The 25902-nt window shown below is 65.3% G+C and carries 20 protein-coding genes; 7 read left to right on the top strand and 13 right to left on the bottom strand.

From position 1 onward, the window contains the following. Positions 1 to 45: 45 nt before the first annotated feature. The 9 genes from ACQKLX_RS24250 to ACQKLX_RS24210 all read right to left on the bottom strand — a co-directional run bounded on the left by ACQKLX_RS24250 (position 46) and on the right by ACQKLX_RS24210 (position 12955). Entirely contained in the window at positions 46 to 1020 is a 975-nt protein-coding gene (locus ACQKLX_RS24250) for a ketopantoate reductase family protein (RefSeq protein WP_427364119.1), read from the bottom strand. Continuing rightward, a complete protein-coding gene (locus tag ACQKLX_RS24245; RefSeq protein WP_427364118.1) occupies positions 1020 to 1754 on the bottom strand; it encodes a dienelactone hydrolase family protein in 735 nt (244 codons plus the stop codon). Before ACQKLX_RS24245 ends, ACQKLX_RS24250 begins: the two co-directional genes overlap by 1 nt. Positions 1755 to 1765: 11 nt before the next feature. Next, entirely contained in the window at positions 1766 to 2758 is a 993-nt protein-coding gene (locus tag ACQKLX_RS24240) for a Vgb family protein (protein ID WP_427364117.1), read from the bottom strand. A 54-nt stretch (positions 2759 to 2812) separates the two neighbouring features. Then, entirely contained in the window at positions 2813 to 4435 is a 1623-nt protein-coding gene (mdlC, locus tag ACQKLX_RS24235) for a benzoylformate decarboxylase (protein WP_427364116.1), read from the bottom strand. Between the two features lie 118 nt (positions 4436 to 4553). After that, positions 4554 to 5993, bottom strand: coding sequence for an aldehyde dehydrogenase (locus tag ACQKLX_RS24230; protein WP_427364115.1), 1440 nt, complete (start codon positions 5991 to 5993; stop codon positions 4554 to 4556). Positions 5994 to 6359: 366 nt separating this feature from the next. Beyond that, positions 6360 to 7616 carry an alpha/beta hydrolase gene (locus ACQKLX_RS24225; protein ID WP_427364114.1) on the bottom strand — a complete coding sequence of 419 codons (1257 nt, stop codon included), beginning with the start codon at positions 7614 to 7616 and terminating at the stop codon, positions 6360 to 6362. A 40-nt stretch (positions 7617 to 7656) separates the two neighbouring features. Continuing rightward, the gene (locus tag ACQKLX_RS24220) at positions 7657 to 10755 is read right to left on the bottom strand and encodes an efflux RND transporter permease subunit (RefSeq protein WP_427364113.1); all 3099 of its coding nucleotides are present in this window, start codon (positions 10753 to 10755) and stop codon (positions 7657 to 7659) included. Then, the gene (locus ACQKLX_RS24215) at positions 10752 to 11843 is read right to left on the bottom strand and encodes an efflux RND transporter periplasmic adaptor subunit (protein WP_427364112.1); all 1092 of its coding nucleotides are present in this window, start codon (positions 11841 to 11843) and stop codon (positions 10752 to 10754) included. Before ACQKLX_RS24215 ends, ACQKLX_RS24220 begins: the two co-directional genes overlap by 4 nt. Further along, positions 11840 to 12955 (bottom strand): efflux RND transporter periplasmic adaptor subunit, encoded by a 1116-nt coding sequence (locus tag ACQKLX_RS24210; protein WP_427364111.1) that lies wholly within the window; start codon positions 12953 to 12955, stop codon positions 11840 to 11842. Before ACQKLX_RS24210 ends, ACQKLX_RS24215 begins: the two co-directional genes overlap by 4 nt. Positions 12956 to 13121: 166 nt before the next feature. Here ACQKLX_RS24210 and ACQKLX_RS24205 point away from each other — a divergent pair, with 166 nt between their 5' ends. Continuing rightward, the gene (locus ACQKLX_RS24205) at positions 13122 to 13709 is read left to right on the top strand and encodes a TetR/AcrR family transcriptional regulator (RefSeq protein WP_427364110.1); all 588 of its coding nucleotides are present in this window, start codon (positions 13122 to 13124) and stop codon (positions 13707 to 13709) included. A 467-nt stretch (positions 13710 to 14176) separates the two neighbouring features. Here ACQKLX_RS24205 and ACQKLX_RS24200 read toward each other — a convergent pair whose 3' ends face one another. After that, the gene (locus tag ACQKLX_RS24200; RefSeq protein WP_427364109.1) at positions 14177 to 14824 is read right to left on the bottom strand and encodes a GntR family transcriptional regulator; all 648 of its coding nucleotides are present in this window, start codon (positions 14822 to 14824) and stop codon (positions 14177 to 14179) included. A 200-nt stretch (positions 14825 to 15024) separates the two neighbouring features. On the opposite strand from ACQKLX_RS24200, the gene ACQKLX_RS24195 reads away from it, so the two are divergent. From ACQKLX_RS24195 to ACQKLX_RS24180, 4 genes are all read left to right on the top strand, one after another. After that, positions 15025 to 16434 carry an SLC13 family permease gene (locus ACQKLX_RS24195; RefSeq protein WP_427364108.1) on the top strand — a complete coding sequence of 470 codons (1410 nt, stop codon included), beginning with the start codon at positions 15025 to 15027 and terminating at the stop codon, positions 16432 to 16434. A gap of 28 nt (positions 16435 to 16462) precedes the next feature. Continuing rightward, positions 16463 to 17857, top strand: a complete 1395-nt coding sequence (locus tag ACQKLX_RS24190; RefSeq protein ID WP_427364107.1) for a malonyl-CoA decarboxylase — start codon at positions 16463 to 16465, stop codon at positions 17855 to 17857. Between the two features lie 62 nt (positions 17858 to 17919). Beyond that, positions 17920 to 19449 carry a malonate--CoA ligase gene (locus tag ACQKLX_RS24185; protein ID WP_427364106.1) on the top strand — a complete coding sequence of 510 codons (1530 nt, stop codon included), beginning with the start codon at positions 17920 to 17922 and terminating at the stop codon, positions 19447 to 19449. A 169-nt stretch (positions 19450 to 19618) separates the two neighbouring features. Further along, the gene (locus tag ACQKLX_RS24180; protein ID WP_427364105.1) at positions 19619 to 19843 is read left to right on the top strand and encodes a hypothetical protein; all 225 of its coding nucleotides are present in this window, start codon (positions 19619 to 19621) and stop codon (positions 19841 to 19843) included. A 57-nt stretch (positions 19844 to 19900) separates the two neighbouring features. Here the strand turns inward: ACQKLX_RS24180 and ACQKLX_RS24175 are convergent, their stop codons facing one another. The 3 genes from ACQKLX_RS24175 to ACQKLX_RS24165 form a co-directional block, all read right to left on the bottom strand. Further along, the gene (locus tag ACQKLX_RS24175; protein WP_427364104.1) at positions 19901 to 20809 is read right to left on the bottom strand and encodes an ABC transporter permease; all 909 of its coding nucleotides are present in this window, start codon (positions 20807 to 20809) and stop codon (positions 19901 to 19903) included. Next, positions 20806 to 21774, bottom strand: coding sequence for an ABC transporter permease (locus ACQKLX_RS24170; protein WP_427364103.1), 969 nt, complete (start codon positions 21772 to 21774; stop codon positions 20806 to 20808). Before ACQKLX_RS24170 ends, ACQKLX_RS24175 begins: the two co-directional genes overlap by 4 nt. Before the next feature lie 99 nt (positions 21775 to 21873). Continuing rightward, complete coding sequence (locus ACQKLX_RS24165) at positions 21874 to 23421, bottom strand: AMP-binding protein (protein WP_427364102.1); 1548 nt, start codon at positions 23419 to 23421, stop codon at positions 21874 to 21876. A gap of 120 nt (positions 23422 to 23541) precedes the next feature. On the opposite strand from ACQKLX_RS24165, the gene ACQKLX_RS24160 reads away from it, so the two are divergent. Together ACQKLX_RS24160 and ACQKLX_RS24155 are read left to right on the top strand one after the other, a co-directional pair. Continuing rightward, positions 23542 to 24318, top strand: coding sequence for an enoyl-CoA hydratase/isomerase family protein (locus ACQKLX_RS24160; RefSeq protein ID WP_427364101.1), 777 nt, complete (start codon positions 23542 to 23544; stop codon positions 24316 to 24318). Between the two features lie 26 nt (positions 24319 to 24344). Further along, positions 24345 to 25874: an AMP-binding protein gene (locus ACQKLX_RS24155; protein WP_427364100.1), complete on the top strand. Its 1530-nt coding sequence runs from the start codon at positions 24345 to 24347 to the stop codon at positions 25872 to 25874. The last annotated feature ends 28 nt before the right edge of the window (positions 25875 to 25902 follow it).

Raw genomic sequence — 25902 nt, 5'->3', positions numbered from 1 at the left:
GCCGGTTCGTGCGCTTCCATGCGCGATCTCCCTATGGGTGATATTTCAGTCTTTGTGAGCAGTCCGGTCGCGCATCCGGACCAGCTTGAGCAGGGTCTCGGTGATCGGGACCTCGCGACCGAGCCGCGCCGCCTCGGCGACGACGGCACCGTTGATCGTCTCGATCTCGGTCGGCCGGCCGGCGAGAATGTCCTGAAGCATTGACGGCTTGTGGGCCCGATGCGACGCGAAGGCGTGGTCCAGCATCGCCGAAACCCGCCGGAGATCGGCTTTCAGCCCTTTTGCTTCAGCGACGCGGGCGACCTCACTCGCGATGGCGTAGGCAAGGCTGCGCCCGTTCACGTCGTCGCCGATTTCGCCGACCGTCAGTCCGGTGACCGCCGAGATAGAATTCATCGCGGCATTGAAGGCGACCTTCTCCCAGATCGCCGATTCGACTTCAGGGTCAGCCGCGCAGTTCAGCGCGCCAGCGTCGAGCAAATGGGCGATCGCGTGTACGATCGGCTCATCCCGTCCGCTGACATGCCAGATGCGAATTTCTCCATCGCCGATACACCGGACATGAGCCGGACCGAGCAGATCCACCGCCCAATTGGTCATGCCGACGATGATCCGGTCCGGGTCGACATGGCGAGCGAGAACGGCCGCGTTGCCCAGGCCGTTCTGGAAGGTCAGAAGATGGGTGCCAGGGCCGAGCAGATGTCGGCAGCTCGCGATGGCGGCCTCCGTATGGGCCGCCTTGGTCAGGATGACCAGCAGATCGAAAGGCTCTGTCAGATCGGCCGCCAGATGGGCTGGGATCGCTATGTCGAGCGTCTCCCGGTCGTTTTCCAGGCGCAGGCCTGCGCTGTCGATCGCTCTCACTCGTGCTGTGTCGTTGTCGATCAGGGTGGTGTCGTAACCAGCGCGGGACAGCCTCGCGCCCACGAAGCTACCCAGCGCGCCCGCGCCGACGATCGCAATCCGCTGTGGCGGCAGCGCATCTAACGATGCAGTGCTACCGGGGCGATGTTCGGACATCACGCGGATGGACCGGAGAAAGCCTCGCGAAGGAAGGCGTGCGTCAATTCGTAGGTCGTACGGGCCGCTGCGGGTTCGTACCGGGCAATGCCGGGGACGTCGGCGTCGGGATCGGTGAAGGCATGGATCGCGCCGCCGAAGACCATGAGTTGCCAGCGCGCGCCCGCGCCTTGCATCTCCGCTTCGAATGCGTCCCGCTGGGCCTTCGGCGCAATCGGGTCTTCCGATCCATGGAGAGCCAGAATCGAGGCGACGACATCGCCGGGGGCAGCCGGCAGGGCGGAGGTGAGGTCTCCGTGAATGGAGACCACTGCGGCGATATCGGCCCCGGTCCTTGCCAGTTCCAGGACGCTTTTGCCGCCCAGACAGAAGCCGATGGCAGCGCGGCGCTTCGGATCTCCGGCGGCGATCGCAGCGGCCTCTTCCGTGGCCACCCGCAAGGCTGTCGCCATACGAAGGCGATGCTGCCTTGGATCGTCCTTCAACGCCTCCGCGAGTGGGCCGGCCTCGGCGGGTGACAGGGGGCGGCGATCCCGACCATAAGGATCCGCGACGAATACCGCGTAGCGATCTCCGGCGAGCAGTCTGGCCCGTTCCACGGCTTCTTCGGAGACGCCCATCCAGTTGGGGGCCATGACCACGATCGGGCGATGCGCCCCCGACGCGACGTCGAAGACGAGCTTCCCGAGATAGGACTGACCGTCGATCTCGTAGGGGCAATCTTTCACAGGCATCGGGGCTGCTTTCAGACGAGGACTGAGGATGCGGCGTCGGCGCTCACGAGCCGCGACGGGAACGCTTCCCAGATCTCCCCGGCGTCGAAGGCACTGAAGAAGAGGCGGCCGCTGGCGGTCGCCATGATGCAGCGCAGTCCCCTGCCTGCGGATGGAAGCGCGAATTCCATGACCGTCGCGCCGTCGGCCGAGGCGCACCCGATGCGGTTGGTGGCATTCTCGGTGAACCAGAGATCGCCTGCGGTCGTCGCGACGATGCCGCGCAGCGAAGCCGCCTGGCTCGGCACCGGGTATTCCGTCATCTCGCCGTCGCGGCCGATGCGCAGCAACGCATTCGCATCGGTGAGCACGGCCCAGATCGAGCCATCGGGATGGCAGGTCAGGGCGCGCGGCGCGCTGGCTGGGCTCGGCGTTCGATATTCGCGCAAGGTGCCGTCGAGGCCCAGCCGGCCGATCGTGCCGGAGCCCACTTCGCTGAACCAAATCTCATCGTCGCGAACCACGAGGGATAGCGGGCGGCTACCTGCTTCCAGTTCTCCGACGCGTACGACATTGCCGCTCGGCGTGATGTAGGAGATGCGTCCAGCCTCGACTTCCGAGAACCAGACATTGCCATCCGGTCCCAGGATCAAACCGGTCGGCCCCGAGCGGTCGGGGAGCGGGAATTCCGCTAGCTTGCCCTCGAGGGTGATGCGGCCGATCGCATCGCCGCTCTGTTCGGCAAACCAAAAAGCGCCGTCGCTTCCCAGCGTGATGCCGACCGGGAAGGCGCGCGGATTCGATAGCTTGAACTCGGTGATCTGACCCGATTGCAGGTCGAGGCGGCCGATTGCCGAGGTCTGGCTCTGGCAAAACCACAGCGCGTCATCCGGACCCTCGACGATGATGTAGGGCCCACTTGCATCCGTCGGTGGACGATAGACGCGAAAGCTGCCGTCGAGACCTGACGAGGGCTGGGCGACCGCTGCGGTTGTCGCGATTCCAACTGGTTGATCGATGCCCATGAGCAGACCCTGATGGATGCGGTTTCTGGAGCGTAGGACCTTGAGCGATCCGCCTCAGTGATCGGTGCCGTAGAGCTGCACCGTCCCTCGATCGACGGGTATGTCGACCAGGAAGGGCCCGTCGGATGCGAGGGCTTCATGCAGTTGCCCCGCCAGATCCGCCGCAGCGCCAACGCGGGCGGCGCGACAGCCGAGCGAGGTGGCCATGCCGACAAAATCGATGCCGGGGAGGTCGATGCCGGGCGGCGCGGAAATCTGCATGCTGCGGCTGAAGGCGCGCATGGCGCCATAACCGGCATTGTTGAGCACCAGGAAGGTGATCGGCAGATTGTGCTGGGCCGCCGTCCAGAGCGACTGGATCGAGTACATCGCCGATCCGTCGCCAACGAGGCAGACAATGCGCCGACCGGGACGCGCCAATGCAACGCCGACCGAGGCCGGAAGGCTATATCCCAAGCCGCCGCTCGCCATGGTGTAGAAGCTGTCCGCACCGGCCATGGGCAGGTATCGCTGGATTGCAGGACGATGCGAGGGAGCCTCCTCGACAACGATCGCGCCCGGGGGAAGGAGGCGTGACAATATGTTGAGTGCGAAGGCTCCCGGGATCGGATCCGCCGGCCCGGGAGCGGGCGGGACGACGCGAGGTGCTGGCAACGGTCGCCCGCTCGGCCCGAGTTGCTCGAGCAACGCCGCCAGCGAGGGGCGCAGCGCACCAATGATGCTGTTGGCAGAATGGGAAATCGCTGCTTCGGCCGGGTCGTCGGTCAACTGCCAAATCTTCCTGCCGTCTTGGAGCACGCCACAATGTCCCTCCACATGGAAGGTGAAGACGGGGGCTCCGAAAACGACGATCAGATCGTACGGCTCGAGCGCCGCCGAAAGCGGCTCCGGCGCGGCTTGCAGAAATCCGGCGAAGTGTCCGTGCCGTTCGGGAAAGCTGCATCGGCTGGACATCGGGCTTGCCCAGACTGCGGCGTTGGCCCGTTCCGCCAGCGCGACGATGTTATCGACAGCGTGAGCGCGATCCACCATGGGGCCGACGACAAAGGCCGGGCGCTTGCTCACTCCGATCGCATTCGAAAGCCGGGCGATCGCATCGAGGTCCGGTCCGAACTCGTACGCGACGGATCGTTCCGGCAGTGGCAAGGCCGCATGGGACCAGTCGTCCGATGGTACCGACACAAAGGTCGGTCCGCGGGGGTGTTGCATCGCGGTGTGATAGGCCCGCGCGATCGCGGCCGGCACGTCCTCGGGCCGCGCGGGTTCGACGCTCCATTTGACATAAGGCTTGGGGAACTCTGCCGCCTGCTCCGCATAGAGATAAGGCTGCAGCGGCAGAAGGCTGCGCGATTGCTGTCCTGCCGTAACGACGAGCGGCGTCTTGTTGCGGAAGGCGGTGAACAGATTGCCGAGGGCGTGCCCGACGCCGGCGGCCGAATGGAGATTGACGAAAGCTGCGTTGCCGGTCGCCTGTGCGTATCCGTCAGCCATGCCGACGACGCAGGATTCCTGCAGACCCAGGATATAGGGAATGTCGTCGGGCCAGTCCCGCAGGAAGTTCAGCTCTGTCGAGCCGGGATTGCCGAACACACGATCGATCTTCAGCGAGCGCAACAGATCGAGTGTCGCCCCCCTGACAGAAAGGGACCGCCACGCAATGGTATCGTTTTTGTTCATATCGTCATGTCCGATGCGGGGCGGAAGTCGCCGGTCACTCGGTGCTGGCGCGTGCGGCGTCCAGGGCGGAATCGACCGGAATGTTGATGCGGCTTTGGAGCGGGCGTGCTGCCGCCGCTCAGAATGGATAATGCTTCGGCGCCGTTTCGACCGTGATCCAGCGCAGCTCGGTAAACTCGCTGATGCCGGCCTTGCCGCCGAAGCGCCCGTAACCGCTCCCTTTGGTGCCTCCGAACGGCATCTGCGCCTCATCGTGCACCGTGGGGCCGTTGATGTGGCAGATACCGCTTTCGATACGCTTGGCGACCGACAAGGCGCGCGCGATGTCTCGGCCGAACACCGCGGCCGCCAAGCCGTATTCGGTGTCGTTCGCGATCCTGATGGCTTCCTCGACGCCATCGACGCGGATGACCGAGACGGAGGGGCCGAAGGATTCTTCACTGTAGATCCGCATCGCCGGCGTGACGTGATCGACAACGGTCGCGGGCATGACGGTGCCCGCGACGCCCCCTCCGGCGACCCGTTTCGCTCCATGCCTGACGGCATCTTCGACCAGTGCCTGCGCGCGTTGGGCGGCGGCGCTGCCGATCATCGACCCGATTACGACATTGCCGGTTCGCGGGTCGCCATGTGGGAGTGACTGCGTTTTCGCCGCCAGTTTACTGACGAATTCGTCGGCGACGCTGGCATCGACCACCACCTTCTCGGTCGACATGCAGACCTGGCCCTGGTTGATGAATGCGCCGAAGGCGGTGGCGTTCACGGCGGCGTCCAGATCGGCGTCGTCGAGCACGATGAGCGGCGCCTTGCCGCCGAGCTCCAGAAGAACCGGCTTCAGATGTCGCCCGGCCACTTCGGCGATCAATTTCCCGACGCGCGTGGAGCCCGTGAAGTTGATCCGCCGCACCGCAGGATGGGCGATCAGTGCCTCGACGATCTCGGCGGCGTCTTCCGGTGCGTTCGTGACGATGTTGACGACTCCGGCGGGCAGCCCCGCATCTCGCAGCACGTCGACGATCAGGCGATGCGTGCCGGGGCAAAGCTCGGACGCCTTGAGAATGACGGTATTGCCGCAAGCCAGCGGCATGGCGATGGCCCGCACACCGAGGACAATCGGCGCATTCCAGGGTGCCATCCCGAGGCAGACCCCTGCGGGCTGCCGCACCGCCAATGCCAGGCAGCCTTGTTCGTCGGATGGGATCACCTCGCCCGTGATCTGCGTCGTCATCGCCGCGGCTTCACGGATGATGCCGGCCGCGAGCTTCGTGTTGAAACGGGCCCAGATCGCAGTAGTACCGATCTCGGCGATCATTGTCCGGACGAATTCGTCCTGCCGCGCCTCGAAGAGATCCGCCGCCTTGAGAAGAAGCGTGCGCCGTTGATTTGGACCGATGCTGGACCATGCGCTGAAAGCCGCTTGCGCAGCATCGGCAACAGCGATCGCCTCGGCGACGGTGGCCGCCGGGGCGCGCGTGGCAACTTCGCCAGTCAAGGGGTTCAGCCGATCAAAGGTCCGGGCGGGCTGTGTGCCGCCGCGGGTCGCCATCTCAGCTTCCATATCTCTCTCCCGCTCTCATTTTTGCAGCCCAGGTCGAACGGAGCGCCGTGGCGATCGGAATTGCGCATTCGCCGATCGGTCGCGGATCAAGCCTGGGGGCCTTTCCAAAAATAGGAAGGTAGCCTGACTAAAATGTCAAGCGCGGCCTGATGCCCATTGTTTTCGCGGTGTGTCGATCGCGGCCTGTTTCGGCCTTTGCCCATCCTGCTCACGCGACAGGGCTTAAGTGCGCGGAAGGTCGTCCGCGCTCTGCAAGTTCATCTATCGGAGAGTGATCTGGCCCTGCTCACGGATCAGAACGACGGGCGGCCGATCCGACTGTCGATGGCACCTCAATCCCGTTCCTTCCTGCTTCGCGCCGGCGCGTCAGTAGGCGAGGCGGCCATTGCTGATGCGCTGTTTCAACCCGGATTGCTGCTCCCGGATACTGCGGACCTCGGAGACCGCCAGTGCCGCCGAGGGCGATGCGACGGCCCTTGCCGCCGAGCCGACGAGGTTGGCGGTGCCGATGGCGACACCGCCGACCTGGCCGATCAGGTCGGCCCGGTCCGACTGCAAGGACTGGCCTGACAGCGTTCGCCCCAGCACAGCGACCATTTCGGGACTGTCGGCGAAGGCGTTGTGGCCGAGGGGATCCGCAGAGGTTGCGGTGCTGGTGTCGATCACCCTGATGCCGAGCAGCTTGGTGATTTCGGCATAGGGGCCGAGATCGGCGCCGCCGACCCGGCTGACCCCGCCGGAGATCCAGCGCGAAAACTCCAGTGCTCGGTCGGCAGTCGAGGCGAGTATCGTGAAGCGGGGCGGCTTGTGGCCGATCTCGATCATCTGGCGCCGAAATACGTCGACATCGATATCCGGTGAGGCCAGCACGACATCCTTGACCTTCGCGGGAATGGCGCCTTCCCGCATCGCAACGCCTCGCAGCGCCTCCATCGTCAGCCAGGTCCCCATCGAATGGGCGAGGATCGTGACCTCGCCGACATCCGGGCTGCGCGATGCCTGGACGATCAGCTCCTCGAGGGCGCGCCGCGAATAGGTGGTACTCTCCTTGTCGTAGAGATAGTCGAAGACACTGGCGCGGGAAGGCCAGGTGAACAGGATCGGCGCCGCGGTGATGCCGGCATCGTGCTTGAGCTGGGCCAGGCGGAAGACGGCGTCGGCATAGGTATTGTTAAAGCCGTGGACAAAGATCAGCGCCTGCCGCTTGGCGTTACGGTTTCTCCTGAACCAGTCGAGGATTTGCCGCTCGGACGGCGCCCTGCGCACGCCGAGCACCGCAAACTCCCGCTTTGGATCGGGTAGTGCGCGCGCCGGCCACTGAATCTCGCCGAGCTTGCGGCTGCGATCGGGCGGGATCGAAACCTGGATACTGTCGAAGGAGATGGCGTCGCCACGCTCGCCGGAATAGAGCAGGCCTGGATCGGCGTCGGGCTGGCGCGTCGTTACGACCAGCATCTCGACCCGGCTGGCCTCCGCAGCCGCCGGGACGGGACGGAGCACATCCTCCTGTCGTGTCGCGCAGGCCGTCGCCAGGACGAGAAGGGGCAAGAGCCCGAGCACCCGCGCCAGGCGCCGGAGGGGAGCAGGGGGGCGCAGTCCGGTGGCGATGTAGCGGTCGGTCATCTCGAATCCGGCTCCATTGCGTCGAGGAGGGAGCGACGGCTCAGTGCGCCGGCGCGGATTCGGCGGTCGCGGGCCCGACGAGCTCCTGCTCGGCCTCTCGCTTCGGCTCCTCCAGGCGGAACCAGGCGACGTAGAGCGCCGGCAGGAACAGCAGCGTCAGCACCGTCCCGACGATGATCCCACCCATCATGGCGTAAGCCATCGGGCCCCAGAAGACTTCGCGCGCGATCGGGATCAGCGCCAGGCTCGCGGCTGCGGCCGTCAACATGATCGGGCGCATCCGATGCTCCGTCGCCTCGATCACCGCTGTCCAGCCGTCGACGCCCTCCTCGCGCAGATGCTCGATCTGGATGACGAGAATGACCGAGTTGCGGATCAGGATGCCAACTAGCGCCAGCACGCCGAGGATGGCGACGAAGCCGAGCGGAGCACCGCTCGGCACGAGGGCGGCGACCACGCCGATCAGCCCCAGCGGCGCGACAACGACGACAAGGAACAGCCGCTGGAAGCTCTGGAGCTGGATCATCAGGATCGTGAAGATCGCGAAAAGCATGAGCGGCACGATCGCGATGATCGGGCCTTGGCCCTTGGCGCTTTCCTCAACGGAGCCGCCGGTGACGATCCTGTAGCCGACCGGCAAGGTCTCGCTGATCTGCGTCAGCGCCGGCGTGAGCTGCTGAACGACCGTTGCCGGCTGCAGCGCCGTCGTCACGCTGGCCTTCACCGTGACCGTGGGCAGGCGGCCGCGCCGCCACACCACCGGCTGCTCGGATTCGTAGCGGAAATTGGCCACAGCCGCGAGCGGCACGGTCTTGCCCGAGCTGGTCTGGATCTGCAGGTTCTGCAGCGTGTCGATCGAGGAGCGTTCATTGTCGAGCGCCCGGCCGACGACATTGATGAGGTAGATGCTGTCGCGGACCTGGGTCGCCGTTGCGCCGCCGACGACGCTGTTCAGCGCTGTCGCGATCGTCTCGGAGGTGATGCCGAGCTGGGCCGCCTTGTCCTGCAGCACATCCACCTTCACGACCCGGCCAGGCTCGTTCCAGTCATAAACGATGTCGCCGAGATTGGGGTTCTGCCCGAGCGTGGCCGCGACGCGCTGCGCCAGCGTCCTGACCGTCTGGATGTCGGGGCCGCTGATCCGGTACTGCACCGGCCGGCCGACCGGCGGGCCGATGTCGAGCAGATGCACGAAGGCGTCTGTGCCGACGAATTCGCGTGCGAGGACATCCTTGAGCTTGGTGCGCAGCCGCTCGCGTGCTGCAAGATCATGCGTCACGATGACGATCTGGCCGAAATTCGGGCTCGCCGGCTGTACGTCGTAGGACAGCACGAAGCGCACCGCGCCCTGGCCGACATAGGAAGACCAGCGTTCGATATCCGGCTCGCCGATGAGCGCGATCTTCTCGAAGCGGTCCATCTGCGCACGGGTCTCGATGATCGAGGCGTTCTGCGCCACGGTCCAGTCGACGATGAGCTCGCGCCGGTCGGAGGAGGGGAAGAACTGCTGCTGCACGAAGCGCATGGCGCCGATGGAAAGCGCAAACAGCAGCACGGTCGCGGCGATGGTCAACCATTTCCGGCGTACGCAGAGGCGCAGCAGCGCGTTGAAGGCTCGGGTGAAGCGACCAGGTCCGTCATGGTGCTGCTTCATCGTCTTGGGCAAAAGGTTGACGCCGAGCAGTGGGACGAAGAGGACCGCAACGATCCAGGACACCAGCAGCGAGACGGCGATCACGACGAAGAGCGTGAAGGTGAACTCGCCCGCGGCGCTGCTGTTCAGGCCAACGGGGATGAAGCTCGCGACGGTGACGATCGTTCCGGTGAGCATGGGGAACGCCGTCGAGGTGTAGACATAGGTCGCTGCCTTGGTGAGCGTGTCGCCGACCTCGAGTCGCGCGACCATCATCTCTACCGCGATCATGGCGTCGTCGACCAGGAGGCCCAGCGCGATGATCAGGGCGCCGAGCGAGATGCGCTGCAGCGAGATCCCGAATATCTCCATGAAAACGAAGGTGATGGCGAGCACGAGCGGAATCGTCAGCGCGACGACGAAGCCGGCGCGCATGCCGAGGCTGAGGAAGCTGACGATCAGCACGATCGCTACCGCCTCGAACAGCGCTTTGGTGAAGCCGCCGACCGCCTCTTCGACGATGGCCGGCTGGTCCGACACCAGATGCACGCCGATGCCGATCGGCAATTCGTTCTCGACCTTCGTCATCTCAGCCTTCAACGCCTCGCCGAAATGCAGGAGATTGGCGTTCGGCTTCATGCCGATGGCGAGCCCGATCGCCGGCTTGCCGCCGACACGGAAGAGCGATGTAGGCGGATCGACATAGCCGCGGCTGATGGTGGCGACATCGCCCAGGCGGAAGAAGCGGTCGTTGATCCGCAGGTTGATGGCCCGCAGGCTGTCTTCGGAGGTGAACTGGCCACCGACGCGCACGCTGATGCGTTCGCCTTGCGCCTCGACCGTGCCCGAGGGCGAGATCGCGTTCTGGGCCCTCAGCGTATCGACGACCTGCTGCTGCGTCAGGCCCAGCGCCGCGATCTGGCGTGTCGAGAATTCGAGAAAGATCACCTCGTCCTGCGCGCCGACGAGATCGACCTTGCCGACATTCGGCACGGTCAGGACCTTAGCACGGACATTCTCGACATAGTCGCGCAATTGCCTGTGGGTGAAGCCGTCGGCGGTGAAGGCGTAGATGTTGCCGTAGACGTCGCCGAAGCTGTCGTTGAAGCTCGGACCGACGACGCCGTCCGGGAATTGGGTCTTGATATCTGCGATCATGTTGCGGACTTTGGCCCATATGGCCGGGATGTCCCTGGCCTTGGTCGTGTCCTTGAGGTTGACGAAGATCGTCGTCTGCCCCGGCATGTTGAGGCTCTTGGCGTAGTCGAAGGAGTCGAGCTCCTCGAGCTTCTTCTCGATGCGGTCGGTGACCTGGCCGATTACCTCCTCAACGGTCGCGCCGGGCCAGCGTGCCTGGATGATCATTGTCTTGATGGTGAAGTCGGGATCCTCGGCCCGGCCGAGGTTGAAGTAGGAGAACAATCCCGCGAGCGAGGCCACGATCATGAAATACCAGACGAGCGAGCGGTGCTGCAGCGCCCAATCGGAGAGGTTGAAGCGCTTCACCGGACGATCCCTTCCTCGAACTTGACGCTCTGCCCTTCGGACAGGCTGTTGACGCCGGCGACGACGATGCGTGCTCCGGCCGCCAACTGCCCGACGATCCGGGCCTTGCCGTTGCTGCGCTCCGTCAGCTCGACCGGGACCGAGCGCACCGTCCCGGTGCCCGGATCGAGCAGCCACAGAAGCGTCTTGCCGTCCCGCTCGCGCAGCGCTGCGGCGGGTATGTCAAACACCGCCTGCGCAGCAGCAGGCATCGTCGGCCTTACTGTGATCGTGGCGCCCAGTCGGAAGGCATCGACGCTCTGGTCGAGCGTGATCTTGACCCGGCGAGTGCGTGTCGCGGCATCGGCCTGCGGAGCGATCTCGCGCAACTGGCCGGTCGCAGCGATGGAGGGGGCCGCCTGCAGGCGGATCGCAAAAGGCTCGCCCTGGCGCAGTGCGCGCGCCGGGCCGTCGGGAATATCGACGACGGCCTCCCGGACATCGGTTCGCGCGATCGTCATGACCTTCTGGCCGGCGGTGACCATTTGGCCGACCTCGGCGTTGACGCTGGTAACAACGCCGAACTCGTCTGCCGTTAGCGTCGCATAGCCGCGCTGCTCGCGGGCCTTGTCGAGGCTGGCCTGGGCCTGCTTCACGCCGGCGCTCGCAGCCTCCAGTGACTGTTTGGCGCTGTCGAGATCGGCCTGGTTCGCGATCTGCTTGGCGAACAGCGTGCTGATCCTGACCTCGGCGGCCGAGGCGTTCGCGAGCTGCGCCTGCGCCTTGGCGAGATCGGCTTCGCTGCCGCGTACGGCGAGATCCAGCAGCAGAGGGTCTATCTGCGCCAGCACCTGCCCCGGGGCGACGACGTCGCCGACATCGACCTGGCGCGAGACCAGGCGGCCGAGAACGCGAAAACCGCGGTCCGTCTGGAAACGGGGCTGAATCGTGCCCGCAAAGCCGATGCTCCTGTCTTCCTGCGGCTTGACCACGACGGAGAGGACGGGCCGCGGCGGTGTCTGCGCCTTGGTGGCGTCACCCTCGGCGTTGCAGCCGGACAGCACACAGGCGACGGCCACGGTCGTGGGGAGAACGAGCGTATGCCTCATTTTGCGCCCTCCTTCAGATGTTGCGAGTCCGCCACCAGCGGATTGACGATCTGGCCAGGGCTCAGCAACTGTGTGCCGGCCGTCACGACGATGTCGCCGGCCTCCAGCCCGTCGCGGACCAAGAGCTCGCCGGTCCGATAGCTCTCGACGGTAATCGGCCGGATCGCGGCGGCATGGCTGCGCGAATCCACAGTCCAGACGGCGGGCTCCCCGTCCCGGGTGAAGAAGGCGGTCGCCGGCAAGACGAAGACATTGTCGGGCTTGAACCGGCCGATACCGGTAACGGCTGCGCCCAGCGTCATGCCGGGGGGCGGTGACTCGATGGCGATCTTGACACGCACGGTCCCGGTCGCGGGGTCGATCGCGGGGGCGATCTCGCGCACCTTGCCGGTGGCGCGTACCGTCGGGTTGGAGACGAGCGCAAGTGCGATGGTGTTGTCGGCCGGGCGCTGGGCCAGCAGCCCCTCATAGACGTCGAAGACCGCGTCGCGCTCGCCATCGCGGGCGATGGTGAAGACCGCCTGCGCCGCCTCGACCACCTGTCCAGCCTCGGCGTTGCGCGCCACGACGACGCCTGACGCGTCCGCCGTCAAGGTCGTGTAGACGAGCTGTTCCTTGGCCGTTCCGAGATTTGAGCGGGCGGCGTCGAGCGTCGCGCGCGCCGCCTGCATGGCCTGCTGCGCGTTGTCGTAATTGGTTTGGGTGGTGAAACCATTGGCCAGCAGGGATTTCTGGCGCTCGAAGGCGGCCGTCGTCTGGCGCAACGTCGCCTCGGCCGATTGGACGCCCGCGGTCATGGAGACGAGGTCGGCCTTCTGCTCCTGCGATTCCAGCCGCGCCAGAACCTGGCCCGCCTCGACATGGTCGCCGACCTCGACGAAGCGCTCGGCAATCCGGCCGGTGAAGCGGAAGGCCAGGTCGCTCTGGATGCGGGCCTTCACCTCGCCGGTCAGTCCAACGGACAAGGCGCGCTGCGAAGCAGCGACGACCTGAGTCCTGACGGAGATCGGGGGATGGGCGGCTTGCTTCTCCTCCTCACCGCATGCGGCAAGTGCCAGGGCTAAGCCGCTTGCGAGGAGGGCAATGGACGGCTGGGGAACGCGAAACGTCATAGGTCATCCATCAAATCTGAACTGAACCGTTCAGTTCGATTTGCGCCCATGCGCTCATTGTGTCAATAGCAAACTGAACGGTTCAGTTCAGGGGGAATGAATGAGTACAGTGTCGAGGGCAAGCGACCCGGTCGATGGCCCCCCCTCAGCTCGTTCGAGCCGGAAAGTGGACGCGATCCTCGCTGCTGCTCGCGAACTGTTTGTCGATCACGGGTTTGATGCGGTCACAATGGATATGATCGCCAGACAGGCGCCAGTGTCGAAGGCGACCCTCTATGCGCATTTCGCCAGCAAGGAAGAGTTGTTCAGCGCGGTGGTGGTGGGCGAGGCGAAACGGCTTACCGAGGAAGTCTGGCGGATTGCTCCCGAGAGCGACGACGTCGTAGCTGTGCTGAGGCGCGTTGCTGAGAAATTCGTCGATATCTTTCTGTCGGAACAAACCATGTTCCTGCAGCGTGCCGTGATCGGAGTCGTGCCGAGATTTCCGTCGATCGGCGTGGCGATCTTCGAGAGCGGCCCCAAGGTGCTTACTGAGCGTCTGGCAAAATTTCTCTCGACAGCTCATGAACGGGGGCTGCTGAACATCTCGAATCCGACCTTAGCTGCGACCCAGTTCCTGAGCGTCGTGAGAGGGGACCTAGACATTCGCGGTTTGGTACTGCGCATCGGACCTCCCGATCGTGCCGAGGTGGAGGAGCAGATTGGCGCCGGGATCGACCTGTTTCTTCATTATTACGCGCGGGGCGGGCGGTAGCGATCGAAATTTTATTTCCGGATGTAGGAAACAAGCGCGGCGCTCGTCAGAGAGCGTGGTTCTTGATCGGCGACCTCCGCCCGGTGCGACGAGTACGGTTTCCTGTTCTATGCGGGCCGCAAGAAGGGCAGCATCCGCCGCCGCGGCGTGAACATCTCCGCCTGGGAGGTCCGAGCGAATTCGGCGACGACGATCTCAAGCTCTTCATCTGTCCGGTACCGGGGTGGAAGCCGACGAGGCGGGTCGTTCGCACCGCCTGGAACGGGGCTGATCCTCTTATCCTGCGGCACCAATGCGCACACCCATTCGCATTTTGATGCACTGGCCACCTCGAATGAGATCGTCGACGCGCGGCTGACGATTTTGGAGCATGCTCTACGCGGCCGCAGGGAATGAGAGCAGAACGCCAAGCAGCGGCAACCTTCAAGAATCCGCGTCGAGCAAAAGCGGCTGAGGCTGCGCCGTCGCTACGCCGCGCGTTCGAAGGATGCGACGAAGTCGGCGAGACGCTCGCCCTGGATCAGGACATGGTCCTTCAGCACTCGTTCCGCAGCCTCGCTGTCACCAGCACGAATCGCATCGACGATCGCCTGATGCTCCGCAAGTGATGTCGCAACCCGGCTACGGGCTCGTAGCTGGAGACGGCGATAGGGCTTCAGGCGGGTGTGCAGCTGGCGCGCCTGCTCGGCGAGAAACGCGTTCTGGCAGGCCTCGTAGATCGCAAGGTGGAAGCGCTCGTTGGCGTAGTAGTAGGCGTCGGGGCTTCCCTCGGCGGCGTTCTGCACGCATTCCTCGTGTGCGGCCTCGAGTTCCTGCTGCTGCGCGTCGGTGATCCGGCGAGCAGCGAGCGCTCCGCACATGCCCTCCAGTCCGGCCATTACCTCGAACCGCTCGATCACGTCCTTGAAGCTCAAGGACGCGACGAAGGCGCCGCGGCGCGGCTGCAGGACGACCAATCCGGTGGAGGCCAGCTGCATGAAGGCTTCACGGATGGGGGTACGCGAGACTTCGAAGCGCGTGGCGAGGCTCTGCTCGTCGAGCCGCTCCCCGGGGCGGAGCCTGCCCGTCACGATTTCGTCCTCGAGGACGTCCCTGAGGCTCTGTGCGCGTCTCATCTCGTTTCCTGCCTGATGCATGGTAGCGCGGCCGTCTGCAATCCGACAGGGAAATTATCGTATACAAGATAATTGACTTTGCATTCATAAAATGCTTTTCATGATGCAAATCTAACTAGGGGGTATCCTGCGCAACCCTCGCCGACGGCCAAGGCCGCCAGCCAACGGCGCAGGGAGGAAACGACAACAACGGGGTCGCCATGTCGTCGCAGATGCTCTCGATCTACGCGCTCGCAGTCATGTTCGTGGTCGCCACGATCTTGCCGATCAACATGGGGGTCCTGGCCTTCGTCGGTGCCTTCCTGGTCGGCACCCTGGCGGCGGGCATGACCGCGAACCAGATCATCGCCGGCTTTCCCGGCGGGCTGTTCCTGACGCTGGTCGGGATCACCTTCCTGTTCGCCATCGCGCAGAACAACGGCACCATCGACTGGCTGGTCCGCCTGGCCGTGCGTGCGGTCCGCGGCCGGATCGCCGCTATCCCGTGGATCATGTTCGGCGTTTCCGCCCTGCTCACCTCGGTCGGCGCGGTCAGCCCCGGTGCGGTGGCGATCATCGCGCCGATCGCGCTCGGCTTCGCGCTGAAATACAAGATCAATCCGCTGCTGATGGGCTTGATGGTGATCCACGGCGCCCAGGCCGGCGGCTTCTCGCCGATCAGCATCTATGGCGGCATCACCAACCGCATCGTCGCCAAGGCGGGCCTGCCCCTCAACGAGATCGCGACCTTCCTGGCCAGCTTCGGCGTCAACTTCGCCGTCGCGCTGCTGCTCTTCTTCGCCCTTGGCGGGCGCAGGCTCCTGTCGGCAAGAGCCGAGATGCCTGCTTCTGCCGCGGCGGCGCACACGACCAGGAGCCTCGCCCTTGCGGTGCCGGGTTCGGTGACGAGTGCCCGCCCGGCTGACGCCCAGGCCTATGGCGACGCGGAGTTCGAGGCGGCCAGCGAGGAACGGCTCATCGCGAAGCAAGAGAACGACCCGGCTGCCGCTGCCGGGCTGGAAGACCGGCCTGCGCCGGGACCGCACTGGTACCGCGTCCTCACGCTCGCCGGGATCATCCTGCTCGCCGTCCTGACGCTCGCCTACAACCTCGATATCGGCTTCGTGGCGATCACCATCGGCCTGGCGCTCTCCCTGATCGCGCCGAACCTGCAGAAGCGCGCGATGGGGCAGGTCTCCTGGCCGGAGATCATGCTGATTACGGGCGTGAGCACCTATGTGGTGGTGCTCGAGAAGATGGGGACCATCTCCTTCGTCGGGGACAGCGTCGCGACGCTGGCCTCGCCGATGCTCGCGGCCCTGCTGCTCTGCTTCATCGGAGCGGTCGTCTCGGCCTTCGCCTCGTCGACTGCCGTGCTCGGCTCGCTCATCCCGCTCGCCGTCCCGTTCCTGCAATCGGGCACAGGCGTCGGCGCCGTCGGCTTCGTCGCCGCGATGGCCGTCGCCTCGACCATCGTCGATGTCAGCCCCTTCTCCACCAACGGCGCCCTCGTCCTCGCCAACGCCCAGGGCGTCGACCGCCAGGCCTTCTTCCAGAAGCTCATGGCCTATGGCGCGGCCGTCACGCTGATCGCGCCGATCGTCGTCTGGTTCCTGTTCGTCGTTCTGTGACCTGCTCCCGCTGCCAAAGGAGATGGACATGAAGCTCTCTCGATCCGTATCCCGGCTGGAAGCCGCACCAGCCTTCCTAGGCGACCTCATCGATACGCTGACGGAGCGGGGACGGTCCCTGCTCCGGCAGAAGGATGGTCGCGGTCTCGCCTCCGGCGGCACGTTGCCGGAGCTCGGCGAGCTGCTGCTGTCGCGGCGCGGCGAGGCGTCAGGCGTGGCGCTGGCGCAAGCCCTGGTCGCCGGCTATGCCACGGCCGATCCCGGCAAGCGCCTCGAGTTTCTGACCGCATTGGCCGATCGTTTCGGTCCGGACCAGCGCCGCATCGAGATGGCGATTGAGGCGGCTCGCAAGGATGATACGGCGGATGCCTTCGAGGACCTCCATGCTGCGGCGGAGCCGCGGCGGCAGGAACTGATCCGGCGCCTCAACCTGGCACCTGGAGGGACGTCAGCGCTGGTGCGAATGCGCGAAGAGCTGCTGGGGCATCTCGCGGATCACCCAGGGCTGAGGCGGGTGGATGCGGACTTCAGCCATCTGTTCTCGTCCTGGTTCAACAGGGGGTTCCTGGTGCTGCGCCCAATCGACTGGACCACGCCGGCCAACATCCTCGAGAAGATCATCCGCTACGAGGCCGTGCACGCGATCCGGAACTGGGACGATCTGCGCAACCGCCTCGAACCGGAGGATCGCCGCTGTTACGGCTTCTTCCACCCAAGGCTCGTCGACGAGCCGCTGATCTTCGTGGAAGTAGCGCTCACGAGGGCGATTCCCGATGCGATCGGCCCCCTGCTCGACCTCGCCCGCAAGCCGACGCCGGCATCCGAGACCACGACCGCGGTGTTCTACTCGATCTCGAACACCCAGAAGGGGCTGGGTGGCGTCTCCTTCGGCAACTTCCTGATCAAGCAGGTGGTCGAGGACCTCAAGCGCGAGTTGCCGAACCTCAAGACCTTCGTCACATTGTCTCCGGTTCCCGGCTTTGCTAGCTGGCTCGCGCGCGAGCGCAAGGCCGAAAGCTCGGCTTGGCTCGACCCGGCGGCGCGGCAGGCCTTCGCGACACTCGACGAGCCGGCCTGGCACGAGGATCCGGCCAAGGTCGAGAAAGTCAGGGCCCCCCTGCTGCAGGCGGCCGCCCATTACTTCCTGAAGGCTAAGGATGCGAAGGGCCGGCCGATCGATCCGGTGGCGCGCTTCCATCTCGGGAACGGCGCCCGGCTGGAGCGGCTGAACGCCTTCGGCGATCTCTCGGCCAAGGGCCTGAAGCAGTCGCATGGCCTGATGGTGAACTATCTCTACGCACTCGACGAGATCGAGACGAACCACGAGGCCTTCGCCGAGAACGGCAAGGTCGCGGCCTCGGCGGCCGTCCGCAAGACCCTGCGCGCCGACCTTCCGTCCCGCGACCTGGTGCAGGTGCCATGACAGCCAGCTCGCTCGAAACCCTCATGAGATCCATCATCGATCCTCGCTTCGGAGCCCTTGCCATGAACGCGAACCTGTTTGACCGGCTGGAGCGCGCGATCACCGACCCGGCCAGGGCGGCGATCACGACCGCCGCCGGCGAGACCGTCAGCTATGCCGCGCTCGTCGCGCTGGCCGGCCGTCTCGCGAATGTGCTGGTCGCCCGCGGCGTCAAGCCCGGCGACCGCGTCGCCGTCCAGGTCGAGAAATCGGTCCCGGCCATGGTGCTCTATCTCGCGACCGTCAGGGCAGGCGCCGTATACCTGCCGCTCAACACCGCCTATACGCTCGCCGAGCTGGAGTATTTCATCGGCGACGCCGAGCCCGCGCTGGTGGTCTGCGACACTGGCAAGCGCGAGGGTGTGGCGGCGCTCGCCGCCAAGGTCGGTGGGCGCGTCGAGACGCTCGACGCAAGCGGGCAGGGCACGCTGACCGAAGCTGCGGCTGCGGCGCCGGAGGCCTTCGCGACGGTGCAGAGGGCAGGTGATGACCTGGCTGCGATCCTATACACCTCGGGAACGACGGGGCGCTCCAAGGGAGCCATGCTCACGCATGACAACCTCGTCTCGAATACGCTGACTCTGAAGGATGTGTGGCGCTTCACGCGGGACGACACGCTCATCCACGCTTTGCCGATCTACCATACCCACGGCCTGTTCGTGGCCTGCAATGTGACCCTGTTCTCCGGCGCCTCGATGATCTTCCTGCCGAAGTTCGACGCCGACGAGATCCTGTCGCTGATGCCGCGCGCGAGCGCCCTGATGGGCGTACCGACCTTCTATGTGCGCCTGCTGCAGCATCCGGGGCTGACGCGGGAGACGGCCGCGGGCATGCGCCTGTTCGTCTCGGGCTCGGCGCCGCTGCTGGCCGAGACGCACCGCGAATGGAGCGCCCGCACCGGCCACGCCATTCTCGAACGCTATGGCATGACCGAGACCAATATGAACACGTCGAACCCATATGATGGGGACCGGGTACCGGGCGCGGTGGGGTTGCCGCTGCCGGGCGTCGACTTCAGGGTCGCGGATCCCGAGACCGGCAAGGAACTGGTCCGCGGTGAGATCGGCATGATCGAGGTCAAGGGGCCGAACGTCTTCAAGGGCTACTGGCGCATGCCGGAGAAGACGGCGGCGGAGTTCCGCTCGGACGGTTTCTTCATCACCGGCGATCTCGGCAAAATCGATGAGCGCGGCTATGTCCATATCGTCGGCCGCGGCAAGGACCTCGTGATCACCGGCGGCTTCAACGTCTACCCGAAAGAGATCGAAGACGAGATCGATGCCATTCCCGGCGTGTTCGAATCGGCGGTGATCGGCATCCCGCACGCCGATTTCGGCGAAGGGGTCACGGCAGTCGTCGTCCGCGCGAAGGAAGCGTCGCTGGACGAGCGCGCGATCCTGGTCGCGTTGGACGGGCGCCTCGCCAAGTTCAAGCTGCCCAAGCGCGTCCTCTTCGTCGATGAGCTGCCGCGTAACACCATGGGTAAGGTGCAGAAGAACGTCCTTCGCGAGAGGTTCGGCGGGCTCTACGAGACAGAGGCCAACAACCGGTGAGGGTCGGTCGGCGCAGGCCACCGTCGCGCGCTGCGACCGAATGCGCGGCGCCGATGTCACACTTGCATGCTCGGCATGTGCCGCCGGTGGTTCCCGTATCCGCGACACCATCCCATAAGTGAGGAGGAAGCGCTCAAGGTCCAGTGGAATCCGTATAAGGAGCTGTGCCTTGATCCTGTCTGTTCTCTATCGTTCGCTGGCCCGTACGGGCCGAGCAAGCACTCGCCTGAGGCGTCGGCTCAACCGCCTGAGCAAGGGGCGTTCCCTGCAGATCGCCCTGCTTGCAGCCCGCTTGCAGGAGGCCGACGCTCTTGTCACAAGCCATCTGCGCCGCGATGACAAGGCCGACCGGCTGATCGGCCGCCGGCTCGGCGGCTGGGCGTTCCATCGCTGAACGCGCCGTCAGTGCGCCAGCCCGCTGGAATGGCTTTCGTCGTTCCAGTCGAACGGCTCAGCTGTTCCCGCGCGGATTCAGAACATCCCTCAGATGGTCGCCGACGAGGTTTATCGCCACAACCGCCAAGAGCAGCGCGACTCCCGGATAGAAACTGATCCAGAACTTGCCCGACAGCATGTACTGATAGCCGTTCGCGATCAACATTCCGAGGCTCGGCTCGGTGACCGGCACGCCCAGGCCGAGGAAGGACAGTGTTGCCTCGAGCGCAATGGCCCGTGCGATCTGCACCGTCGCGATAACCAGAAGCGGCGTCAGGCAGTTCGGTAGCAGGTGGCGGAACAGAATCCGCGCCGACGACGCGCCCATGGCCACTGCCGCCTCGATATATTCCTTCCGGCTCTCGACCAGCGCGCTGGCCCGCGCGGTACGGGCATAGGCCGCCCACTCCACGATCACCAGTGCGAGGATGACATTGGCGATGCCCTTGCCGAGGAAGGCGAGGATCATCAGCGCGATCAGGATCGCCGGGAAAGAGAGCTGGAGGTCGACGAGCCGCATGATTGCGCTCTCGATCCGCCCGCCGGCATAGGCGGCGATCAGCCCCAGCAGCGCACCGATCGCAGCAGCAGCTGCCGCCGAAGTGAGACCGACAAGAAGCGAGATGCGCAGGCCGTAGAGGATGGCACTCAGCATGTCGCGGCCCTGGTCGTCCGTGCCGAGCCAGTAGGTGATGCCGGTCGCGGCTGCGGAGCCAGGTGGTAGTCGGCCGTCCATGATGTCGAGCTGGGTCAGATCATAGGGGTTCTGCGGCGCGATCCAGGGCGCGACGATCGCAAGCAGGACGATCACAATCAGAAGCGCCAGTCCCACGAGAGCAGTGCGGGAGGCGGTGAAAGCGCGCGCGAAGCGCCGCAGCGGTGTCGCGCGCCCGCGGGCTGCTGCCATGACGGGAGGCGCGCTCATCGCCCGCTCCTCACGCGCGGATCGAGCAGTGCATAAAGGCAATCGACGATGAGATTGATCAGCACGAACAGCAGGACGATGATCATCAGATAGGCGACGATCATCGGCCGATCGAGCACATGGATGCTGTCGATGATGAGCTTGCCCATGCCCGGCCAGGCGAAGATCGTCTCAGTAACGACCGAGAAGGCGATCACCGAACCGAACTCCAGGCCGATGACGGTGATCACCGGGGTCAGGATGTTCCTGAGCAGGTGCCTGAACACGATCGCACGCTCGGAAAGCCCCTTGGCGCGTGCGGTCCGGATATAGTCCTGCGGAATGATCTCACGTGTCTCGGCCCGCACCAGCCGCATCACCAGCGAGATCTTGAAGAGCGCGAGGTTGAGCGCCGGCAAAGCGAGATGCTGGAGACCGTCGAGAGTGAGGAACGACCAGGCGATTCCGAAAAGCTCACGCGTCTCTCCTCGACTGCCGGAGGGCAGCCAGCCGAGTTGCACAGCGAAGACCATGATCAGCAGAAGGCCGACCCAGAAGCCCGGTAACGAGAAGCCGAGGATCGAGCCGGTCATGATGGCTTTCGACAGGGGTGAGTGCGGCTTCACGCCGGCGTAAAGCCCGAGCGGAATGCCGATGGCGATCGCAAGCAGCATCGCGGTGACGGCCAGTTCCAACGTCGCCGGCAGGCGCTGCAGGATGATGCGCAACGCCGGTTCGTTGTAGACGAAGCTGCGGCCGAGATCGCCGTGGATGGCGCCGTCGAGGAAGGAGAGGTACTGCGCCCAGAGTGGCCGATCGAGGCCGAACGCAGCAATCGTCCTCAGCCGCTCGCCCTGATCGGCGTCCTGCGAGATCAAGGTCTCCATCGGGTCACCGATGACGCTGATCCCGATGAACACGATCAGCGTCATCGCCAGGACGACGAAGCAGGCCTGAAGCAGGCGGCGCAGGAACCAGGCGCTCATGGCTGGACAATGCCCTGCATGGAAGGACTGCGCGTCATCTGATCACTCGCCGAGATTGACCATTCATCGTCCACGACCTCGCAAGGCTTGGCAGCGCCGCTATCGGTCGATCCTGTACCCGGAACGCTCGAGGTCGAAGCAAGAATCGACGCTGCGGCTGAGATCGCTTTTCTTGATGCGCTGGGTCGGGGTCTTCGGAAACTCGTCGATGCCCTCGATGTAGCGCGGAATCTGGAAATAGGGCATGCGGCCCTCGCACCAGCGGATCAGCTCCAGCGGATTTGGCTCTCGTCCAGCGGTGGTGCGGACGAACAGCTTGAGGTCGTCGTCGCCGAGTTCGCTGGGAACGCCGATCAGCGCGCATTCCTCGACATCGTCATGGGTCAGGATGATGCGCTCGACCTCCCAGGCCGAGATGTTCACGCCGCGGCGACGCACGCTGTCCTTCTTCCGGCCGGCATAGAACAGGAAGCCGTCCTCGTCGCGCCGCGCCAAGTCGCCTGTCGAGAACCAGCCGTCTCTGACGAGCGCGGCGCTTGCCTCCTCCATCCGGAAATAGCCCTTGAAGGCGAGGCTCGCCTCGCGCGGCCTGATAGCGATCTCGCCGGCCTCGCCGGCCGGAACCTCTTGGCCGTCTTCAGCGAGCAGCGCCACGTCGTAAAAGGGCAGTGGCCGGCCGCAGGAACCGAGCCGCCCTTCTGGGTTAATGGTGACGAAGGTCGTCATCTCCGAGAGCCCGTAGCCTTCACGCAAGACGACGCCGAAGCGCTCCTCGAAGGTGCGCCAAACATCGATGGGGCAGCCGCCGCCCCAGGCCATCCGGACCTTGTGCTCGCGGTCGAGCGGGCTCTCGGGTTGCTTGAGGAGCAGCGGCAGCACACCGCCGAGATAGTGGATATGGGTCACGTCGTAGCGCCGGACCTCGTCCCAGAACTTCGATGCGCTGAACTTCTCGACCATGGCGAGCGTGATCGGCTCAATAAGCGCCGCAATCAGCACGGCAACCCCGGCTCCGTGATGCAGCGGTTCCCAGAGCAGAAAGACGTCACCGGCCTTCGCGCCCGTCAGCGCCAGCGTGCCCATCGGGCCGGCGCGCAGGCTGCGATCGCTCTTGAGCACGCCCTTGGGCTCGCCGGTAGTGCCCGAGCTGGGCGTGATCGCGATGATGTCGTCGGCGGCGACGGCGACCGCCGGGCGCTCGGCCGAAGCCGCATCGACCAATCCCGCGAAGTCGTGCGGACCATCGCCGCCGCGCCAGACGATCTGCAGCGCGGGCAGTCTCGCGGCGATCGGCGCGAGTGCGTCGGCATAGGCGCGATCGGCGATCAGCGCGTGTGGCTCGAAGCGGTCGAAGACGAAATCGAGCGAGGCGCCTTTCAGATGAACGTTGACGGGAATCCGGATGAGCCCGGCCTTCGCCAAGGCAAAGATGGTGACGATGTGATCGGGATGGCTCGGCAGCATCACCGCGACGCGGTCTCCCTTGCGCAGGCCGGCGGCGAGAAGAGCATTCGCCAGCCGGTTGATGCGTTCATTGAGCTCTCCGACCGTCCAGTCCTGGTCCTGGAAATGGCAATAGATGTGTGCCGAGCCCCGCGCGGCGCGGGCATCCCAGAGCTGCCCGATGGTGGCGTCGTCGATCCGCATGCTTCGTCCCAGCAACTGATTCAGAAAGATGATTATTGTTATTCAATAATCAGAATTGCATATTGATATTCGTGCTGGAGATGTGTCAAGCCGTCGGGAAAGAGGGAGCTCTGAAACCAAATGCCGGATATCGAACTGGAGCGGCGCGGCGCTGTCGCAATCGTCGCCATCAACCGGCCTGCCAAGCGAAACGCATTGAACGGCGCAGCCTGGTGCGAACTGGGCAACATCTTCAGGACGCTTCGTTCCGACAGGGAAATTCGGGCTGTCATCCTGGCCGGGCGCGGCGGCGCCTTCTGCGCGGGCGATGAGATCGGCGCCTTCGCTGCGGTGCGTGATGATCCACCGGCGCGGCAAGCTTACTGGGATGGGATCATGGCTTGCTATGCGGCCATCTCTTCCCTGCAGGTTCCGGTCATCGCCGCCGTCAGCGGCCCCTGCGTCGGCGGCGGCTGCACGCTCGCGCTCAGGGCGGACTTCCGGGTCGCCGACGCAACGGCTTGCTTCGGTGTGCCGCCCGCCAAGCTCGGCCTCGTCTACCCGGCGGAGAGTACCCAGCTTCTGGCCGCAACCGCCGGCGTCACCATGGCGCGGCACATGCTCTATACGGGTGAGCTGATCGATGCGCAGGCGGCGCGGTCCTGCGGCCTCGTCTCCGATGTGGTCGAGGGCGATGTCGTCGAGGCGGCGCTGCGCCTGGCCGAGCCGATCATCGCCAACGCGCCCCTGTCGATCCGGGCAGCCAAGCTCGCCTGCGACGCATTCCTGCACGGCCGGCTCGCCGCGGTCGCGGCTGAGGTTGCCGCTCTCTCCGACACCGCTGATCGCAGCGAGGACTATCGGGAGGGCGCACGCGCCTTCGCCCAGAAGCGCAAGCCCGTCTTCACCGGCCGCTGAAGCCTCTTCCCGCCTGGATGCATACGATGACCGTCATTTCCGTCCCCGACGACGCAAATGTCTTCGGCGCCCTGTTCGATCCGGGCAATGACCCCGGTCGAGTCTTCATGGAAACGTCTGCCGGGCGGAGGATCCGCTTCGGCGAGGTTCCCGAGATCACGGCGCGCTATGCGCGGTTGCTCGCAAAGCACGGCGTCACGAAGGGACAGCTCGTCGGCGGCGTGCTCGAGAAATCTCCCGAGGGGATCCTCCTCTATCTCGCTGCATGTCGCCTCGGCGCTGTCTATCTACCGATCCATATCGGGCTCACCGACACGGAGATTGCTCATATTGTCCGGGATGCCGAACCGGCGCTGGTGGTCTGCGATCCCTCCCGGCACGCGGCTGTGGCGGCAGCCGGAGCCCTGCAGATGCTGACGCTCGACGCCGGCGGCAAGGGCAGCCTCGCCGCGGAGAGCCGCGACCTGCCCGGGCTGGCCGATCTCACTCCGGTTTCCGCCTCCGAGCCGAACGCCATGGTCTACACCTCCGGTACGACCGGAAAGCCCAAGGGTGCGCTGCTCTCCGCCGGCGGCGTGATCTGGAATGCGCGCGCGCTCGCTGCCTGCTGGGAGATCGCGCGCGCTGACGTCCTGCTGCACGCCAACCCGATGGCTTACGGGCTCTTCGGGACGACCACCCCCATGTTGGCAGGTGGAGCATCGATGATTCTCCTGCCGAAATTCGAGACCGATCCGGTGATCGCGCAATTGCCGCGCGCCACGATCTTTGCAGGCGTGCCGACCTATTACAGCCGGTTGATGGCGGATGCCCGTTTCGACAGGCAGCTCTGCCGCAACATGCGCCTCTTCATCACCGGCTCGGCTCCAATGCGCGCCGATTCCTTCGAGGCCTTCGCGGAACGCACCGGCCATCGCCTGCTCGACCGCTACGGTCTGACGGAAGCGTTGATAGCGACCTCGAACCGCGTCGGAGATGTCCGCCGCGCGGATACGTCAGGCCTGCCCCTCGCCGGTTCCCGCATCCGGATCGTCGACGCGGACGGAACGGAGCAGCCCCCGGGCACGGTCGGGATGATTGAGCTGCGCCAGCCCCAGCCGTTCCTCGGCTACTGGCGCGATGCGGATAAGACAGTAGAGGCGTTCCGGGACGGCTGGTTCGTCACCGGCGATTTTGGCCGCATCGACGAGCACGGCTATGTCAGCGTGCTGGGGCGCGGTACCGATCTGATCATCACCGGTGGCCTCAACGTCTATCCGAAGGAAGTCGAGGCGGAACTGAACGCGCTGGATGGCGTCGCCGAGAGCGCCGTCATCGGCGTGCCACATCCGGATTTCGGCGAGGCTGTGCTGGCGTTCGTGCAACTATCCGACCCCCAGGCGGGCTTCGAGCCGGATGCGGCGATCACCGCCCTGAAGTCGTCCCTCGCTAGCTACAAGGTGCCCAAGCGGATCGAGGTGCTCGCCGAGATGCCTCGCAACACACTCGGCAAGATCCAGAAGAACCTGCTCAGGCAGCGCTTCCTCGCCGCCGTCGGCTCCGCTGCCCAGGGTTGAGGGCGGTGTCGAAGCTGTTACATCTGCG

The organism is Allobosea sp. NPDC003192, assembly GCF_050275675.1.
Lineage (GTDB): Bacteria > Pseudomonadota > Alphaproteobacteria > Rhizobiales > Beijerinckiaceae > Allobosea.
The sequence above is the reverse complement of the archived record's forward strand: the minus strand, read 5'-3'. Positions and strand labels throughout refer to the sequence as shown.